Below are 18,284 nucleotides of genomic sequence, written 5' to 3' on the forward strand. Positions count from 1 at the left end.
TCATTCATCAACTGTTTGGAATAGCTTCATAAGCTAGCAAATTAAAGGAAAGTGGTTCTCTATGTTTATAGGGAGTAGTTTTTGCACCGAAACCCGATAAGCAAATAAGCTTTTACGTAAGTAAAAGCTTATTTGCTGCTTCCATCACCTTTTTAAAATCTCCAGTAGAGCAAGGAAAAGCAGGATTAACTTTTCCTCCCGCACCAATTTGGTTACTATATACCATTTCGATTTTTAGGACATTATGAAAATAACCACAGAACCCTTGTTGACCTATAGATACCTTATAAAAGGTATCCTCAGGATAAGGACTACTTGCTGGGACTAGTATATACTCATGTGGATAATAAATCTTCGGAGACATACACTTTCCCCTTTCATACTTTTATATACTAATCGTATTCTGGTGATTTAAAATGTATGCCTTACACACCTTCTATATAATCCATGATTTAACAAACAGATCGGAAAGTTAAAATCCCCTATCAAATTGGGCGAAAATAGGTGGGGAAATACACTTTTACTAGTGAAAATGGGGTGTCCTCTCCCATCGCTTGGACATAATATTATAGGTAAACCTCAACATGCTTGGTCATTGTTTCAACAAAAATCAATAAACGGAAAGGGAGGTTACAAATTTATTTAACTACACTTGAATTAGAAATTAACAACTTTACTTCCTCCAAAATAGGTTTTAGACTAAACAATACTCTTCTTCCTCAAAAAGGAACACAGGTAATTATATCTAGAAATAATATTCCTCCTAACTTCCTGAGCACCAGCACGATTTTTAATACACCAGCTAGTAGTCCAAGTACCCTACAAATCCTTAATTTAAGTTACAAACCCATTAATATTAGTGGTATTAGTTTTAGTATTATTAAAATCATATAGTCCACTTATTTAATATTTTCTCCCATAGGATTGATTGAACTAATAGCGTTATGATTAATATATATACTATACCGTTCTAGTTACCATAATGTAATTTATCGGCCATGAAAGAGGTTGCGTGTCTTTTGGATACCCAGCCTCTTTTTGTGTTATCCCCATCATTTTGACCAGACATTCCCTGATACGTCTCTTTTTTTCTCCTTCCAGTTTTTATGGACAAAATCAATACATTCTTCCATCACAGTCGTTCGGCTACACTCCATATTCCTTGCCATCTCATCTAATTGCTGCGTTGAATCCCTCTTGATTTTCAACGTCATTCTTTGTCGATTTCGATATATATAAGATGAATTTTTAGGTTGATTAGCCATCCTCATCCCCTCCTACGGTTAGAGATTCAAGGAGGAGATTGATTTCTCCTTTAAAGATGGGTACCCAACTCAAAAAGATTGGGTACCTGGAGGACGCCCAACCTTTTTTCTTATTACCATAATATACATTATAAGAAGCCTCAAATCCTTTAGATGGTTATTTATAAAATATTTGAGGCCAACTTCTTTTCATAAAGAGATTTTAGGTTTTTTTAAAGCATTTTGAAATGGGATTTTCCTATTTAAGTTTACTCTTGATCTCAAAGGGAATAATAGAACTAATCTGATAAAGGGAGTGATCTTATGAAAGTCGATATGATAGCCAAAGAAGTCATGTTCCAAATTCAACAACTGGACGAGAACGGAGAGTCCTTGCGAAAAAAACAAGTCAAACAGAAACATCCTATACTGATGAAAAATGCCCTGTATTTTTTCCCAAGTTGGCAACATGCAGTCGTGAAAAGTGAAATAAGCGACGTTTCTTAATAAAGAGAACCCTATCACGCTAGGTTCGGTTCTCTTTATATCTATTTATATTTCACAGTTTATTATGGGAGACATAGAGGGAAAAGATGAATAGATTATTTTTTATAGATCGTCAGGAACATTCTGAATGAGCTTATTGAAAGCCTATAAAAGAAAGTGAAGGGTTCCTATGAAAAAAATTTTAAAATTACAGCGACGAATCACCTATTGTCCACGTGTTAAACGTTCTGTCAATCATGAAGTTTCTTATACCTCTCTGAATAGAAAGAGGGAAATAATCGCTACTTGTACAGGTATTGAGGATAGATGCTATGACTGTTTTATCATCGAGTCCTACAAGTAACCAACCAAAAAGGAAGTTGGGCGTCGGAAAGGCACCCAACTTAATACGTCGTTCCTTTTGTTGTATTCTTATCATTTGAATGAAATGGAGACATAAAGGATAGGATTAGAACAATAAAAAAACCACCCTTTCGGTTGAACTGCACCCCGATTGTTAGACACAATTGGACTTGTCAATTTGGACTTGTCAATATTTACTGGACACTAAGTTAGGTTACTATGATGAATAGGCTTTTTCGTATTCAATAGGGGAAAGATAATGCAGAGAAGAATGCATTCTTTTGGTATTATAATAGAGCTCTATATATTTAAATACTTCTTTTCGAGCTTGTTCGGGTGTCGTGAATTTGGCCCCATGAATGAGCTCTCTTTTTATGGTCTTATAAAAGGATTCCATTAACGCATTATCATAAGGATTTCCTTTTCTACTGACACTTGAAACAGCACCATACTTTTTCAGTATGGCTTGAAAACTACTACCTGTATATTGAGAACCCTGGTCTGTATGGATAATTAATCCTGTTGGAGGATGCTCTTTCTTATATCCTTGTAAAAAAGCGTCTATCACAAGAGAATCTTTCATCCGTGTACTCATAGACCAGCCACTCACTTTTCTCGAGTACATATCCACAAATACCGCGAGGTATAAAGTGCCCTTTTGAGTAGGAATATAGGTAATGTCACCGACCCATATTTTATTTCGTCCGTCTGTGTGAAAAACTTGATTTAAGAGGTTGGGTCTTTCTATAGAAGGTGATTTCTTATTATAACGCTTATAGCGATACCGACTTCCTTTCGCATACAAGTTCATTTGACGCATTAGTTTGCCTACTCTTTTTCGATTTACCTTGATTCCCTTCTTCTCAAGAACCTTTGTAATTCTTAAGGATCCATACCGCCCCTTATGTTCCTTAAATATCTCCTCTATTTCCGTACGTAACACTTCGTTCTCTAAAGCCCTTTTAGAAGGTTTTCTCTGTAAATATTCATAGTAACCTGATCGTGAGATGTTTAACGTTTTACAAGCCTTCTTGATGTTATATTTGTGTTTATTTTCTTTTAAGAATTGAAATCTTACACATTCTTTTTCTTCAAGAAGACCCGGAACTTTTTTAGTAAATCCAGCTCTTTTCTAAGTTCTTCATTCTCACGCTTGAGCTTTTTCATTTCATACTGAGAATTATAAAGTGCGCTTCCATGGCCTGGAAACGCACTTTCCCCATATTCTTCATATTCACTTATCCAACGATATAGCGTATTTGGATGAATAGATAATTCGTTCGCAACCTCTTTTACAAATAGGTTCTCTTCCAGCACCAACTGAACTGCAGCCATTTTAAATTGACGGTCATAAACTTTTCTCCCCATAAACCGAATCACCTTTTTCTCTTAATTTAGTGTCCAGTTTATCGTACCATCTCCAGTTCAATCCCCGTTGGATACGACGACGCATTGACTTGTTTGAAATATAATCAAGTATAAAGATAGTCTTTCCAATTCTCCCCATTTCTCTGAGAGCCTTAGCTACTTTATTTTGCCGAGCATAAGAACCAAGTTTGCCCATAATAAGGGCTCCAGACACTTCTCCTTCGCGAATAGAATGAGCTAAGCGCAAAACATCATTATAATTTTCACGTATGACCTTTATATCAATTTGTCCGCGCAGTAGATTTTCTATCTTTGGAAAATCACTAGGCTTTCCAATTACATAGAGCTTTGAATCGGATAGATCCCGAAGGCGTGGAGCAAACCGAAACCCTAATAAATGAGCCAACCCAAATACTTGGTCCGTATAACCAGCCGTATCTGTATAATGCTCTTCAATAGACAAATCCGATTCATGATGTAAAAGTCCATCAATAACATGTACTGCATCCCGAGCATTTGTATTAATGACTTTTGTATAGAATGATGAAAATTGATCACTGACCAACCGATAGATAGTAGCCCCTTTTCCTGATCCATAATGAGGGTTTGGATCAGCACTCAGAGAGGAGACGCCAACTTGCACACGCATTCCATCTGATGAAGATGTGCTCCCATCTCCCCAATAAGATGATAATGAACGTCTATGATGAAAGTTTACAAGCGTTGCTTGTGCGCGACTCATCACATCATCGTACATCCTCCATTGAGAAGCATTTGCCATTTGATAATAGGAGATACCCGGCGTTGCATCTGCCATTTTAGTTAAGCCAATATTCGTTCCCATTGCCATTAAAGCTGCTAAAACAATAGACCTTTCTTCTGAATTAGGAGATTTATTCGTGGAAGCATGAATAAATTGTTGATCAAATTCTGTCCAGCTTGCCACTTCTAATAGTAGATCTGTAAGTTTGATGCGAGGTAACAAGCTATAAAGAGTGGCGCTAAACTGCTTTGCTTCTTCAGGAACGCCTTTTTCAAGTTTCTGAATATGAAGTCTACCTTTTTCTATATTTACTCCTTCAAGTGTATCAATATTGTCACTAACCCAATTTAATCGCTGTAGAAGTGATGTCATTCTTTCCTCAAGATACTCATCAACGTTAGAGGGGACTGCTAATCTCGTGCCTGATGAACGAATGTTTTTCCACTCATCTGGTGCGACAAGGTATTCATCAAATTCTTTATATTGCTTACTTCCTACTATAGAAATATCTCCAGACCTCACATAATTTCTTAATTCAGTCAGAGCTGCCATTTCATAGTATTGTCGATTAATCGTCCCATCAGTATCCAAGACATGTTTCCTCCAACGATTGGACAAAAAATCTAAAGGGGCACCTTCAGGTACTTTTCGTTTACCAGAATCGTTCATATTCTGAATAGTATGTAGAGCCCTTATCAGTGGTTCTGCTGACTTTGTTGACCGAAATTCTAACGTCTTTAATAAGGTGGGTGTGTATTTACGAAGATAATTAAATCGACTAGCTAAAAGATCTAAGTAGTCATAATTGAGTGGTCGGGATAGTTTTTTGGCTTCGTCTATAGATTCAATAAATTTCTCCCAAGGCATAACGGTTTCTAGTAATACAAAAGGATCAAGACCTTCATTTCTTGCTTTAATAAGTGCCTTACCTAAGTTAGCGTAATGTACAACTTTTTCGTTTACAGCTTTCCCATTTAGCTTTTGAAGCTCTTCTTGCTGTCTTCTTCCTTTGGATTGTAAGGTTAAAATTTGTTTATTATGTATGTCAAATGCCTGATCAACAAGGTTTTGAGTCAAATCTAAAAGATATGTGACGAGTATTGTATACCTTTTTGCCTCATGAAAACGTCGAAAAGATTGTGGCTCATATCGTGCGCCTAAACGAGAAAGCTGTCTTAACCGATTTGAATGAATTCCTTTTGTGTCAATTTGTAATTTTAACCTTCGTATATACTCTAATCGTTCAATAACTTTTAGAAAAGCATCTGGGGAAAACTGTCCTGTCGTTTCTTTTAACCAACCAAGTGTTGTTTTTCCAGTACCAACTACAGGTTTAATAAGCTTGTCTAATTTTTGTTTTTGATAAGAAGTTAAATCACTGAAAATTTGCTGGTAAATTCGTTCTTCAGCACGATGGCGGGCTTCCCATACCACTCGTTCAATCGTTGTAATAGCAGGTAGAATAATTTTCAATCGGCGTAATTTATTTAATGCTGCATCAATTAAGTAAGCTGTATTCCCGTTTTCTAGTGCTAATGAAAATAAGTATCGCAGCAGCTGACGATAATGATTTGTTGTAAAAGTAGTAAATCCATATTCTTGACGAATTTCTTTCAAGTGATCCCATAACGTATTTTCCCTTCGGGCATATAAAGGAAATATATCTGGGTCAATGTCGATCTGGTTCGCCACGTAGTTAAGTAAAGCGCCTGGAACCACTTTTATATCTGTTAAGCTCCAGCCTGGATAACGAACCAGTGCTAGTTGTATAGCGAATCCTAGTCTATTGTAGTCCCGACGATGTCGATTAATAATCTCTAAATCATATTGAGAAAAAGTATAATGAATAGCGAGTTCTCCATCACCATGAGGAGGTGCCATCCATTCTAGCCGTTGGTCTGGCGTAAGAAGTTCTTTTCCCCGCAAGGTAAGTTCACCTCTCTCTGATCTTCATACTCTTTTACACGTCTATAAAAGGTATTTGGTTTTAAACCAATACGCTTCATTCCTTCTGTGGCAGTTAATAGTCCTGCTTTCCATTCATCATAAACTTGAATGAAATCTGCATTAATCTCATACTTACGTCTTCCTAGCTTTACACCCTTGTTCCTTGCTACTTCTATTCCCTCGGCCTGCCGTTGCTTATTTTTTTTCCGTTCTTGCTCTGCAACATAAGAAAGAAGACTTAAGAATTGGTCTTCCATTAACCTTCCTATATCACCCATACCACGGAATTTCCTACTATCAAAAAGCGTCTCATTTTCTAATATCACAATATCTGCCTTTAAAGTTCTTGTGATGTATTTCCATGCTTCAATAATGCCATGATAATCTCTACCTAACCGATCTAATGCATCAAGATAAACTAAATCGCCTTCACGAATAATGAGCAGCATGGCCTGATACCGTGGGCGATTAAAGTCTTTTCCACTTTGTTTATCAATAAAGATATAACGATCTTCAATTGCAAGTTCACGAAATTTTTTTAATTGTCGTTCTGGATTTTGATCTCTAGATGAGACACGGGCATATCCAAGTTTCAAGCATATCTTCTCCTTTCAAAAACTATGAATCTATGTCAAAAAGTATATCAGTGATTTGAAATGTTTCAAAATTTAAAAGCATACTTTATGACATAGGAAATCTTCTTCTTTTTCCATGTGTCATAAAGTATGCTTTTTGAAATGGCGTATCTGCAAGTTTTCGTTCTTATAATGACAAAATTTGATTATTTTTATATTTATATTCCTTAGCGTTGTAAATCCGCGTTTTGCTAAAGGTACCCCTCATAGAAATATCTATATAGATTTGATTCCTTTACCAAATCATTATTGCACAAGAACCTTTAGAAGATTTGTAATGTAATATTAACGATTTTTACAACAACAAGAATGATTTACTTTTTTATGATCATCTTCAAAACATTCTTGGACAAGTTTGTTAAAAGCTTTTTTTAGGGTTAATTTTGCTTCATGTGGGTATTGATGTCCCCTTTTACACTTTTCCATATAACATCTGTTCATTTTGATCACTCCTCCTATGCTTCTCTATATATGATATGGAGTAGATAAGGAAATGATTGTATACTTGTCTCACTATTCAGCCCTTTTTATATACATAATAACCTTCTATGGAAAGTTATTCAGACCGTAAAAAAACAAAATCATCAATAGAAATGGTGGGTATATTCAAAATCTAGGCGTTTGCCTCTTTGAATATCTAATCATATTTTGAATTTTAATAATTTATATATATATCAAATTCTGTGATGATAAATATTTTCTCTGATTGACTATTGCATGGGAGATTTGTAATGCTTTATGAGTATCTATTTGATATAGGATGGGACGGATTAAATAAGGTGACTATTTTTATAAAAATGCCTGCAATGCTTTTAGGGATATTGTTTCCCTTTTTTCATCCTCATGAAAACCTCATAAATTATAAAACCGATTGTTAATAGAATTTTCCCAGCAGTGAATCCTGCTAAAATATCACTTGGATAGTGAACACCAAGATAGACTCGACTAATACCGATCAGCATAACCAAAGAAAATATAAGTAATGAACTTATTGTTTTTAATACCCAGCCCGTATTAGAGACGAAAAGGCAAACGATCATACCATAAAATATAAGGGAAACCATTGAATGACCACTTGGAAAGCTATACCCTCTTTCCCCAATCAATCGATAAGCAGTTGGTCTTTGTCTTTTGAAAATCCACTTTAACAATAGATTAACAAGTCCTCCAATCCCTACGAAAAAGATTAGAAACAGAGCCTTCCATTTTTGTTTTTTTAAAACCATAATTACACCCAAAATAGCTATCCCCGTTAAAATAATCCTAGATGAACCGAAGGAAGTGATTATTTTCATCAATTTTGTAAGCTCTGGATTGATACTAGACTGAACCCAACTAGTAACTGTTGTATCAAAAGTCTCTAATTCACATTTGATTAACTTATCTATAAGGTTTACAAAAATCACGGTAAAAAAGATAGTGAGGAATAATAAAGTTTTTACTTTATTAGATTTTTGGGGAAAAATTTCACGAAGGGTTATCAATGTAGTCATCCTCCTTTCTTTTTGAAAATAGTATTTTAACCAATAGTTTTTATACGATCCATTCCCAACAGCGTGTTTAATTCCCACAATACCAGCGTGAAAACTTCGTCTAAGGGAATCAGGATATAAACAAAACAAACAGCCGAGCACTTTTTCAAGAAACTTGGCTGCCTCATATCTTTGTATCCCTTGTGTTATAACCGTAGATTGGAACTGAGTCTATTTCTTAGCAATCCGGGATTTCTTTAAAAGTATGCCTAAAGGTATCCAAATGGGATAAATTAAGTTTCTTAATGATGTTATTAGAATACGAATGACGGTTCATTAAGAAGCGTGTACGTTCTATATTAGGGGTAAATGAAGTGGTATTAAAACCACGCATATGATAAAAAGGACAAGTTTATCCACTAGTAGAATTTAGTCCAAAGTAAAGTTGAACTTATACATAATCTGTCATTAAAGCATCTACGTAAATTCTATGCTCCTATCAAATTATTTTTGAATTAGAACTCCTAACATGACATAGTTCTTGTTTGGTTTACATGGGAATAGAATTGTCGGCATTAATATAACCTGATCCATATATATTAGGATCTCGTTCTCCCCATAAAGTGGCACCATTTCTTAAAAGCTCTTTTACTTCATTCGGTGTGGCGTCTGGGGTAGCCTCCAAAATTAAGGCTACAACCCCTGCACATATGGGTGTTGCCATCGAAGTACCCGATAAGGTCACATAATTGGAATCCACTCGGTTAGATTTTTGTAACTTATCCAGATAGGAATTAGGGGACCTTAATGAGACAATATTAACACCTGGGGCTAAAATATCAGGTTTTGTTACTCCATATGGTGTAGGACCCCTACTTGAAAAGCTTGCTACATCGTCATCTTCCCTTGTTTCTGCTGTGTCTCGATCATCCAAAGCTCCAACAGTAATAATCTGATCACTGATGCCTGGACTCGCAATTGTCCCTTCGTCCGGCCCATCATTACCTGCTGCTACACAAACAACTATTCCGCTATTCCATGCTAACTCCACATATTGAACCATAGGGTCATCATTTTCCCTGTCATATGCTGTCGGGGGACTACCCAATGACATACTAATAATATCGATTTTAGGGGTATTATTAGGATCTTCATTGTATTTAATGCACCAATCAATCCCTTCCATGACTGTCTCTAATGATCCCGATCCCATTTTATTCAACACCTTGACACCTATTACATTCGCTTTAGGTGCAGGTCCGATATACTTCCCTGAGGAGGCTGCTCCGTTACCCGCTACATCCCCAGCACAATGGGTCCCATGTCCGTTATCATCATAAGGTTCCGTTTGCTGGTTAACAAAATCAACAAAGTTTACAATTCTACCTTGAAGATCCTGATGGGGGTGAATCCCGGTATCAATAACTGCTACAGTCACTCCCTCACCTGTTAGTGTTGTTTCATTTCTCACGACATTTTTTGCATTAGCAGATGGAATGGCCACATCTAGCAATGCCTGAACTTCACGATTTAAGTATACCTTTTTTATACAGGTACAATTATTGAGTATTTCTTCTAATGCCAAGGGTGATATTTCTGCACTTATACATGATACCAATGGAAACTCTTTTCTGACTTTGCATCCAAAATGCTTTCTAGCAATTTTGTTCACCTCAGTAAAGGCTGTCCTAAAGGAGGCTTCACTTTCCTCAAATTCTACAACCAACTGTAACTTCTTTGTTTTTCTCATCCATCCCTCCAGTACATTATGCAAAAAACAGGGAGTCCATTTAAAAGGTTTATAAAAGTTTAATAGCATTTCACGTAACGGACGATCTAACTTGTGAGCATTTTTTCGTACCATTGTAACCATTGAGTAACCAAACATTGTTTCACCTCTATTAATTTGTATATTTCATAATAATCTATGAAATTGATGTTAAAGAGGTAACGGCGTTTGGCTAACTATCTTATCAAGAGTATTTTTACAATAATCACCATTGTCCAATTTGTATGCGAATTTTCTACTATAATGATCAGAACAATAAAGTACTAAAATGGGAAAGGATCTGTAGTTTCCCAATTTTTTAATTCAAATTATTACTTAGTTTTCCCCTTTTAAGGAAATCAGACTTATATCCAAATTTGTCCTTCCTCGTTCCCAAAATCACCCCTATTGTTTTTTTTATATCATAGGGCTTAAGGTCCCAAGGACTAAGACAACTACATAGAGTATCTAATATCCACATAGTTGCATACCATAGTATGAAACATATCAAAGAAAGGTGGGTAAAATATATATGAGTGATTCACCAAAACAACAATCAACTAAGCAACAGGCAAACATGGTCCCCGATAAGGTTGTAGATTTAATGGTTGGTAATATCTTAAGAAAGAATGGCGTTAAGACTGAGGATGTAAAAAAGAACTTATCGGATGAACAGAAACAAATGCTGAGGGAATTGGTCGAGGACTTGAAGGAACAAGTTGATCAATTCAGTAAAGGGAAACAAAAGTCCACTGAGTCAAGTGAATAGAATTATACAAAGAAAACACCTATTCATAGGTGTTTTCTTTATTTTTGAAAATAGTTAAATACGCTAGTGAATATGCACAGTCTCACTAGACACAAAATCCATATGCTATCCTATACTATAGAAAAAGGAGTGTTAATATGGCATCATCTTGGCGTTACCGTACTGATCATTCTCCTAGCCAAAAACGTCGCAATTTTTACAAGGATGGGCATGGATCAAATTATGATTATAGTCCTACCGTTAGAGATAATGAAGGTAGTAATATCAATCAGTTTGATTCTTTGGAGAACAACTATGATGCAACTGTTTTACAAGATGGAGGGCTATTCTCATCTATGGATCAAGAATCAGACGAAATAATTTGGGTGAAGGATTCCTGTAATATCACAGTAAACTCCACGGATACGCAAGCTGGAATTTCCCTGCAAGTGGGTTTACAGTTAGCAATTGCATTGGTCCTTAGCATCACGATTGGGGATACAGAGCGAGGCGAATCTGTGTCACACGAGCTCCTACAATACTTCAACACTGATCAAACCAACAAACAGAAGATTCTTATTTGTAATTCCAAAGACGCTACAGTAACAACTACAGACACGGATTTGGCAATCAATATTCAAGTTCTGCTACAGGTACTAGTAGCATTGGTAGTCATAATTGATATTTTATAAAAAACAAAAGAGGTGAATAATATGACAACAGATAAAAAATGGCGTGCTTTAGATCACTGCGATGACCCCAACGATGAGACTGTGCTTCAAGAAGGGGATCAAGTCGTCTCCAATGAACAGGGTTCGTTTGAATGGATTATAATTAAAGATTCTGAAGGCGTCGATGTCACAACCACTGATACTCAGGCGGCTGTCTCCTTACAAGTTGGAATTCAGGTTGCAATTGCAATTGTTCTTAGTATTACCATTGGGGATACTAATCGAGCCAACGAGGTCGTCCACGACCTCAAGCAAATTATCAAAACTAGACAACGTAATTCTCAAAAAACGATTATAGAAGGATCTAAAAATGTTCAGATTACTACAAATGATACAGATCTAGCCATTAATATACAATTGTTAATTAAAATTCTCGTCGCTATCGTTGTTAGACTAGACATCCTGTAATCAGGAGATTGGAGTAGAAATCTAAAGGAAATGGATGTAAATATACGTTAATTATTGAGGGAACTAGGATAAATAAATAATAAAGTTCCTAATAACTTTCGTATAAAATATATTCACTATAGTATGTGAAGTATCGACATTTACACCAAAGGAAAATCACAGGATTTTTAATCCCTATTACTCATTTAAGTGAAATTAGAAGGATCCATTAATAATAGCCTGTGAGTAAACTTAGCTAAGTTTATCGGCTCCCTCTTTAAAAAGAGAAGAGAGGTAAAAAGGCTTTCCTACCAGATGGAGAAGGCCTTTTTCATTACATAATAGAAGGAGTGGCTAAAGATCAGGGATTTCGTGCACCTACAATGGAGAGGATATATAGATTAATAGTGACATCTGTTCCCATAAAATATTTGTTTTTTTACCATTTTGATTTTTAAGATTCTTTAAAGAATCTTAAAATAGTCCCATAGCTAATTTATCTAATTGCACATTATTTTTACGGGGAGCACAAACCGTAGCAAATCCATTAAACAATTCTTCCAGGATATCCGTATTCAATCGCTTGAATCCAGGTGCTGTTTCCGTCATAACATTCCCCATCCCCTTAAAATACAAGTCACTCGTTCGGTTAATTTGTATACAGTTTAAAGGGTATAAATTCAATTTTCAATATTTTTTCCCAAAAGGGATTGCAACAATGTAAGCAATAATCTTTTTATTTACTTCATACATTTGCATACGAAAGGTTAATATAACTATACTTTATTACGTAAAGGGGCGGTCTTCGACACTTGTATGCCTATATCGCATCCATGCCTACGTATGGGGTTTCGCTCCCCAAACGCTGACCAACGGAAGCCCGTTGGATTACTTCAAAAGCTCCCCCAATCCACTCATTTGAGGTTTCAGGTGTAATGTGTCTCTCAACTCCTTAAATTCTTGACTTCACGGTCCTACGGTTTACCGTTGAAAGACAATGTCATTTTGACCATGCTTTCAAAATAAATTAGAAAGTGAGAGGAGATGATGGAGTGGGGAGGATAGTCAAGAAAATGTGGATCATTACAGAGGATGAGAAAGACCAACATTTTGTTAATGCTATAAACAGAATTCTGGAAAATGTTGAATCACTGAGAGGGAGCGCAATGAAAGCAGAGGATGGGAACGTTGAGGAACCCTATACAAAGATTTTAAAAGATTTGAGGCTTCTCAAAGTTTATAAATAAGAGCCTACACTTCAGGGGGACCGTTTATATTTATTTCTGATAGCTCCTGTTATGTAAACTAATTCCCGGCAATCCTAAACTAACTGTAAAATAATTATGCTTTCTTAATGTGTCATTAGAGACTAGATAAGTATTCCTCTTTTTATATAAAATAAACATGTATAAAGTATATATGTTTCAGCTTGTAGACAAAGTCCAAGAAAGAACTTCTGTCTACAAGCTTTTTTATATAATGGAGAGAGGAGATTGATTTTGTGGGGGTATATGATGTTATCTAAACACTTAGAAGAGGGTGGAAATCAAATTAAGATGGTAGCGTTGGACCAGTTGATCCCGAAAGACCATTTAGTAAGGAAGATCGAACAGGCCATCGATTTTGAATTTATTTATGATTTAGTAAAAGATAAATGCTGTTTAGATAATGGGAGACCAAGTATTGCCCCTGCTGTCTTGATTAAAATGGTGTTCATCCAATATCTATTCGGTATTCGTTCAATGCGCTAAACTATTAAAGAGATTGAAACGAACGTATCTTACCGTTGGTTTATTGGGTATACCTTTACAGAGAAAATCCCACACTTCTCTACTTCGGTAAAAACTATGTTCGTTGTTTTCAAGATACAGCTCTTTTTGAACAGATTTTTTATCGAATCTTAAAAGAAGCTATAATAAAAGGATTGGTCAATCCGGATGTTGCTTTTATTGATTTAACGCATGTAAAAGCCAATACGAATAAAAAGCAGTTTGAGAAAAAAGTAGCTCGAGTGGAAACAAGAAGTTATCCAGTTCAGTTAGATGAAGAAATCAATATTGATCATGAGGGACACAGAAAAAAGTCTTTCCCCCATAGAATAGGGAAGAGGTAAAAGAAATAAAGATCAGCACAACCGATCCAGAAAGTGGGAAAGCCAAAGGCTGTAGCTGTAGATGCTGGATATAAAACACCTTAATCAAAACATTCGACCTGTTAGGCCTTATACAAGACCAAGGAGAAAAGAAGGCTACCTCAAAAAAGAAGAGTATGGGTATGATGAACACTTTAATCACTAGATTTGTCCCGAAGGACAAATCTTTTCATACCGTACAACCACCCGAGATTGATACCGACAATATGCTTCCCATCCTCAACTCTGAAAAAATTATCCTCTACTAGAATCGTACACTCAAAGTCAAAATCATACGAAGTGGATTCATCGACATATGTGGCAAGATTATATAGAGGAAACCGAGCACCTGAGGCATACAAATTTGAATAGAAGGCTATACGCAAAACGTAAAGAAACGATTGAAAGAGTGTTTGTGGACGCAAAGGAAAAGCATGGCATGCGTTGGACAACCCCTAGGGGGTTTAAAAAAGTTTCAATGCAAGCGATGCTTACATTTGCAGCTATGAATCTTAAAAAATTGGTAAACTGGACAAGGCAAGGACCATGTCCGGTTTAATAAGCAAGGCTTTTTCACTAAATAAACAACAACCCCCACTCTAACCTATGGGTTAGAGTGGGGGTTTTCCACGGTCTGAAACATATATAAAGTATCACACGTGTTGATCATCCAGAAACTCCCTCGTATAGTTTTCGATAGAATTCAAGTGTTTCATGGATGGCTATTCGCCATTCTAAAGGCAGGGTAGCGCAAAGAAACAGACGTGTGAACCCTGTGAATGATAAGGATTTTCGTGTGTTTTTCTTACTCCCTTGTATATGTAAAAACTTTAGTAAAACATAGGCGATAAGTGCAGTGAACAACTGATTGAACACAGCGTTTGGTGTTGTACCGAATAAAATGGGTACATTTAAGTGTTGTTTGATCCAGCGAAAGAACGATTCAATGGCCCAGCGTGATTTATACATGTCGGCAATTTCTTCTGCCGTGACGTTCATCAAGCTTGTCACAACGCGTATCTCCTTACCTTCATGATCGGTAAATTGCACGACACGATGGCGTGTCTTTGTCTGTTTTTGTGGGGTGCCAAGGATACACGTAAAATCGTCGGTCACATTCGAGTCTTTTTTACGCGTACCTTTCAGCGCTTTTTTGCGATTTAATTGGATATTCTCTTTTAAGCGAATGACAAAATGTTGTTTTTCGTTCTCTGTCACGTAGCGATCGACTTTCTCAATTGAAAAATAGGCACGGTCGCCTATGAAGATAAAGCGTTTGTCCTCAAGGGATGCACCAACTGGTCCGTCATTTTTTAACCCTGTTGTTTCAACGACTTGAAGAGGCATCGCGGTTTCGTTGGTGAAGCTAACATGCAGTTTAATGCCTGCGCGTTCGCCGTGATAAATCGCCCAGGGTAGGCGTGTCTTCCCGACTGTTACCGTTGTCGAGTCCACTGCCATCGGTATTTTTTTCATCTTGAGTGTGCGACGAGTAGCTCGATTGAGCTTCCCGACAATGACTTCAAAAATACGTTTCATAATGGCATAATTAAGGGCCTTCATGTGCTTGGAAAGCGAAGAATGATCAATGGAAATGAGTCCAAAACTTGGCCCAACATCGGCTGCATGACGTAAGCTTTTCCATTCGTTTGTCGCTGCACCAATCAAATAGGAAATAAGCGTTGACACGGTACATTTTCTGGCTGTGTCAACAAAACCAAACTCGGCTAGAATCGTTTGAAGTTCAGTTTCGGAAAGAAAGTTTTGAATGAGATGTAGCGATGTGGTATTCTTGTTCATGAGAGATTCCTCGTTTCGTAAATGTTGGTATGGTAACTTACATTTTACATGAGAATCTCTCTTTTTTATTTAGTTTTATTGGAATAAATTAGATAATCAACAGGCGTGATAAAGTATATATGTTTCTCTCCAAGTATAAATGATAATTTAATTATGGTTCTTACGGGAGTTTGGGGAAACCAGAAATCAAACGTCTTTAAAAGATATTGTATTTTTTTGAAATAATGTTTAAAGACGATATAAAACTCTCTTCTCTAAAAGATTTAAACCCGCACGGCCATAAGTCATTCGTTTGATCGTCTTCAGACGATTAATTTGCCCTTCTAAAAGGCCATTACTGTAAGACATAGTAAAGGCATTTTTCACCGCTTGCAGGTCACTTCGCAACCGAAAAGCGTAATAATAAAACGGCTGATTACGGCTTGATAACTGACCTTTAAGCCATAACAAAAGAGATTCATAATCTCTCTTATTAATCGCTTCGCGATAAGCTTGAATAGTAGAATAAAGGCTGTCTAATTGCGGATAAAGCTGACAACATTTTTTCAAAAGCTTCTTTTCTTCTTCAGAAAGGTCAACAGCGAGCTTTCATAACCAGGAACTTAATTTCTTGCGCGAAAGATGAAAAGCATTTTCTTGTGACAGATGATGCTTTCGTTTCTTGCGTATAGATTCCACAATTGTGCGTACAGATGAAAAGGTTCCTTTGTAATTCTGTTCCTGGAGAATAGAATAAATTTCTTTTACTGTATTTCCTTCCTGCTCTAGCTTATAGATCTGATCATAATAGGGATTGGCGGCTTTTGTTCGCTCTCTTGTGAAAGACGGCGGCCCGTTCATATTTATATACTTACGTACTGTCCTTCGATCCAGTTCATATTCTCTTGCGAGTCTTGATATATTTTGCCCTTTCTTATAAGCCTGTTTGATTTCCTGAATAAGCAGCCATTTCTGTTCTTGTCGATTTTTTATTCGCTGTTCTAGCCGAGTCAATGGGGGAGAATCCTTCATGGATCTCTTAGGCTGTTCCTGCCAGCTAATGGACGAAGGCACCATAGTTGCCAGAAAAGAATCCAGCTGTTTCTTTGCATTTTGAATAAAGTGCCACCGGTCATACACTTGAAGAATCGAGCGATTCGCTTTTGTGATTGCCTGTCGGTATCCGGTAAATCCATCACGGCTGATTACCTCAATAGATGGATGTTCCTTTATCCAGGATGTGACCGTTTCCGGCAAACGATCGGGAAGAATAGCCAAAGGGTTGTTCGTTTGAAGGTCACAGATCAGTGTTCCATAAGTGTTTCCTTTGCGGAAAGCAAAATCACCAAGTCCGATAAAAGGGTGACACCTCTAATGATATATTCTTTCGATGAATCAATGTCAGAAGTGTATCATGGCTGACTGGAATATGGGCAGCCTTAGCTACTTTTTCAGCCGCTAAGCAGCTGGTAGAAAAAGCGATTTTCTCCAGAACACTTTCCGTTCTTCGTGTCCTTCTTCCACTTGACGAGAAGCCTTCGTATCGTTCAGTAAAGACTTTCACCCGACAGGTTACATTTTCGCAAAACCACTTTCTTGTCAGGACGAGCAGCTGGACAGGCTGCCCGCTGATGGGGAGATCTTGTACTTTTCGAGTATACCGGCTGTGAGGGCGGGAGCTGTACGTTGAACAGTTGGGGCAAGGGGCGGAAGCACGGGTGCTTTTTACAGTTAATAGCAGAGCATTGTCGATAGAAGAAATATGGACAAGATCCAAATAAGGATCGGGAGAAGACCAGGAAAGAGAATTCATATAAAGCACACTCCTTAGGTTATTATACTAACCTAATAACCAAAATGCCTCTTCCCCAAACTTCCGTAAGAACCATTTTTAAATTAGCATTTCTACTAGAGGAAGAACTCTATAACGATTTCAAGGAAAAGTAATGTATTTAAACAGGAAAAAAGCACCTTCCCGGTCAGGAAAGCATCCCATGTTAAATAATAACGAAGAAGATTTATTATAACATGGGTGTCCTCAAAAAACAGGAGGGTTTAATCATGGAACGGACTGAAAAATTATTGCTAATGAATTAGTTGATGAAATGACGGACTTACAAGTGATGAAGGAAGACTATATTCGATTAAAAGAACAACTCCTTTTACATCAATTTATGAGAAATGAACGAGAAGTTTTTGAGCTTGCTCTGGATCAATGTAGTGTTCGTGAGACAGCAAAGATTTTACATAAAGATGAAGAAATGATCAAGAAAATCAGAAGAAAAATCTTACGAAAGTTAGAGGTATCTTCAATCAAAGCAGCTGTGGAGTTGTATGAAAAAATGGTCGATGGTGGTACGCCTACCCCCTCATTTTTTAATAACGGAACGGATAAAGAACGTGTGCGTTTTTTGTGAAAGTTGAGGGGACATTGAAGGAACGCGTATACCCACGAGGCCGAC

The 18,284-nt window shown here is 36.8% G+C and carries 18 protein-coding genes and 2 pseudogenes; 7 read left to right on the forward strand and 13 right to left on the reverse strand.

Features of this window, described 5'->3' with window-relative positions:
- Positions 1–112 precede the first annotated feature (112 nt).
- Positions 113–364: a hypothetical protein gene (locus B9N79_RS25055; protein ID WP_085119313.1), complete on the reverse strand. Its 252-nt coding sequence runs from the start codon at positions 362–364 to the stop codon at positions 113–115.
- Positions 365–1,052: 688 nt separating this feature from the next.
- A complete protein-coding gene (locus tag B9N79_RS25060; protein ID WP_085119316.1) occupies positions 1,053–1,265 on the reverse strand; it encodes a hypothetical protein in 213 nt (70 codons plus the stop codon).
- A gap of 303 nt (positions 1,266–1,568) precedes the next feature.
- Here B9N79_RS25060 and B9N79_RS25065 point away from each other — a divergent pair, with 303 nt between their 5' ends.
- Complete coding sequence (locus tag B9N79_RS25065; protein WP_085119319.1) at positions 1,569–1,751, forward strand: hypothetical protein; 183 nt, start codon at positions 1,569–1,571, stop codon at positions 1,749–1,751.
- A 559-nt stretch (positions 1,752–2,310) separates the two neighbouring features.
- Here B9N79_RS25065 and B9N79_RS25070 read toward each other — a convergent pair.
- From B9N79_RS25070 to B9N79_RS25090, 6 genes and pseudogenes are all read right to left on the reverse strand, one after another.
- A protein-coding gene (locus B9N79_RS25070; RefSeq protein ID WP_139814844.1) for an IS3 family transposase occupies positions 2,311–3,461 on the reverse strand; the annotation gives its coding sequence in 2 pieces (ribosomal slippage) (positions 2,311–3,209 and positions 3,209–3,461; 1,152 coding nt in all).
- 55 nt (positions 3,462–3,516) lie between these two features.
- A pseudogene (locus B9N79_RS25075) lies at positions 3,517–6,150 on the reverse strand (Tn3 family transposase); the annotation flags it as partial.
- Positions 6,111–6,767, reverse strand: coding sequence for a recombinase family protein (locus tag B9N79_RS25080; RefSeq protein ID WP_085119322.1), 657 nt, complete (start codon positions 6,765–6,767; stop codon positions 6,111–6,113). The gene B9N79_RS25080 and the pseudogene B9N79_RS25075, both read right to left, overlap by 40 nt.
- Before the next feature lie 324 nt (positions 6,768–7,091).
- Positions 7,092–7,247, reverse strand: a complete 156-nt coding sequence (locus B9N79_RS26415) for a hypothetical protein (protein WP_205635679.1) — start codon at positions 7,245–7,247, stop codon at positions 7,092–7,094.
- A 371-nt stretch (positions 7,248–7,618) separates the two neighbouring features.
- Positions 7,619–8,299 carry a phosphatase PAP2 family protein gene (locus B9N79_RS25085; protein ID WP_085119325.1) on the reverse strand — a complete coding sequence of 227 codons (681 nt, stop codon included), beginning with the start codon at positions 8,297–8,299 and terminating at the stop codon, positions 7,619–7,621.
- A 529-nt stretch (positions 8,300–8,828) separates the two neighbouring features.
- A complete protein-coding gene (locus B9N79_RS25090) occupies positions 8,829–10,166 on the reverse strand; it encodes a S8 family peptidase (protein ID WP_085119328.1) in 1,338 nt (445 codons plus the stop codon).
- A gap of 412 nt (positions 10,167–10,578) precedes the next feature.
- Here B9N79_RS25090 and B9N79_RS25095 point away from each other — a divergent pair, with 412 nt between their 5' ends.
- The 3 genes from B9N79_RS25095 (at position 10,579) to B9N79_RS25105 (ending at position 11,933) form a co-directional block, all read left to right on the forward strand.
- Positions 10,579–10,815 carry a spore coat protein gene (locus tag B9N79_RS25095; protein ID WP_085119331.1) on the forward strand — a complete coding sequence of 79 codons (237 nt, stop codon included), beginning with the start codon at positions 10,579–10,581 and terminating at the stop codon, positions 10,813–10,815.
- Positions 10,816–10,952: 137 nt separating this feature from the next.
- Entirely contained in the window at positions 10,953–11,486 is a 534-nt protein-coding gene (locus B9N79_RS25100; protein WP_085119333.1) for a spore coat protein, read from the forward strand.
- Between the two features lie 21 nt (positions 11,487–11,507).
- Positions 11,508–11,933: a spore coat protein gene (locus B9N79_RS25105; protein ID WP_085119336.1), complete on the forward strand. Its 426-nt coding sequence runs from the start codon at positions 11,508–11,510 to the stop codon at positions 11,931–11,933.
- Positions 11,934–12,386: 453 nt separating this feature from the next.
- Here the strand turns inward: B9N79_RS25105 and B9N79_RS26820 are convergent, their stop codons facing one another.
- Positions 12,387–12,521, reverse strand: a complete 135-nt coding sequence (locus B9N79_RS26820; protein ID WP_276208860.1) for a hypothetical protein — start codon at positions 12,519–12,521, stop codon at positions 12,387–12,389.
- Positions 12,522–12,985: 464 nt separating this feature from the next.
- Between B9N79_RS26820 and B9N79_RS26350 the strand changes: the two genes are divergently transcribed.
- Both B9N79_RS26350 and B9N79_RS25115 read left to right on the forward strand, forming a co-directional pair.
- A complete protein-coding gene (locus B9N79_RS26350; RefSeq protein WP_167555154.1) occupies positions 12,986–13,159 on the forward strand; it encodes a hypothetical protein in 174 nt (57 codons plus the stop codon).
- A gap of 267 nt (positions 13,160–13,426) precedes the next feature.
- Positions 13,427–14,602: pseudogene (locus B9N79_RS25115) on the forward strand (transposase).
- Positions 14,603–14,709: 107 nt separating this feature from the next.
- Here B9N79_RS25115 and B9N79_RS25120 read toward each other — a convergent pair.
- From B9N79_RS25120 to B9N79_RS25130, 4 genes are all read right to left on the reverse strand, one after another.
- Positions 14,710–15,843 (reverse strand): IS4 family transposase, encoded by a 1,134-nt coding sequence (locus tag B9N79_RS25120; RefSeq protein ID WP_085119340.1) that lies wholly within the window; start codon positions 15,841–15,843, stop codon positions 14,710–14,712.
- A gap of 228 nt (positions 15,844–16,071) precedes the next feature.
- Positions 16,072–16,392: a transposase gene (locus tag B9N79_RS26420; RefSeq protein ID WP_205635680.1), complete on the reverse strand. Its 321-nt coding sequence runs from the start codon at positions 16,390–16,392 to the stop codon at positions 16,072–16,074.
- 39 nt (positions 16,393–16,431) lie between these two features.
- Complete coding sequence (locus B9N79_RS25125; RefSeq protein WP_205635681.1) at positions 16,432–17,178, reverse strand: transposase; 747 nt, start codon at positions 17,176–17,178, stop codon at positions 16,432–16,434.
- Entirely contained in the window at positions 17,165–17,635 is a 471-nt protein-coding gene (locus B9N79_RS25130) for a transposase family protein (RefSeq protein ID WP_085119342.1), read from the reverse strand. The genes B9N79_RS25125 and B9N79_RS25130 overlap by 14 nt, the downstream gene beginning before the upstream one ends.
- Positions 17,636–17,945: 310 nt before the next feature.
- Here B9N79_RS25130 and B9N79_RS26355 point away from each other — a divergent pair, with 310 nt between their 5' ends.
- Entirely contained in the window at positions 17,946–18,239 is a 294-nt protein-coding gene (locus tag B9N79_RS26355) for a helix-turn-helix domain-containing protein (RefSeq protein ID WP_167555155.1), read from the forward strand.
- The last annotated feature ends 45 nt before the right edge of the window (positions 18,240–18,284 follow it).

Source organism: Priestia filamentosa, assembly GCF_900177535.1.
Taxonomy (GTDB): domain Bacteria; phylum Bacillota; class Bacilli; order Bacillales; family Bacillaceae_H; genus Bacillus_I; species Bacillus_I filamentosa.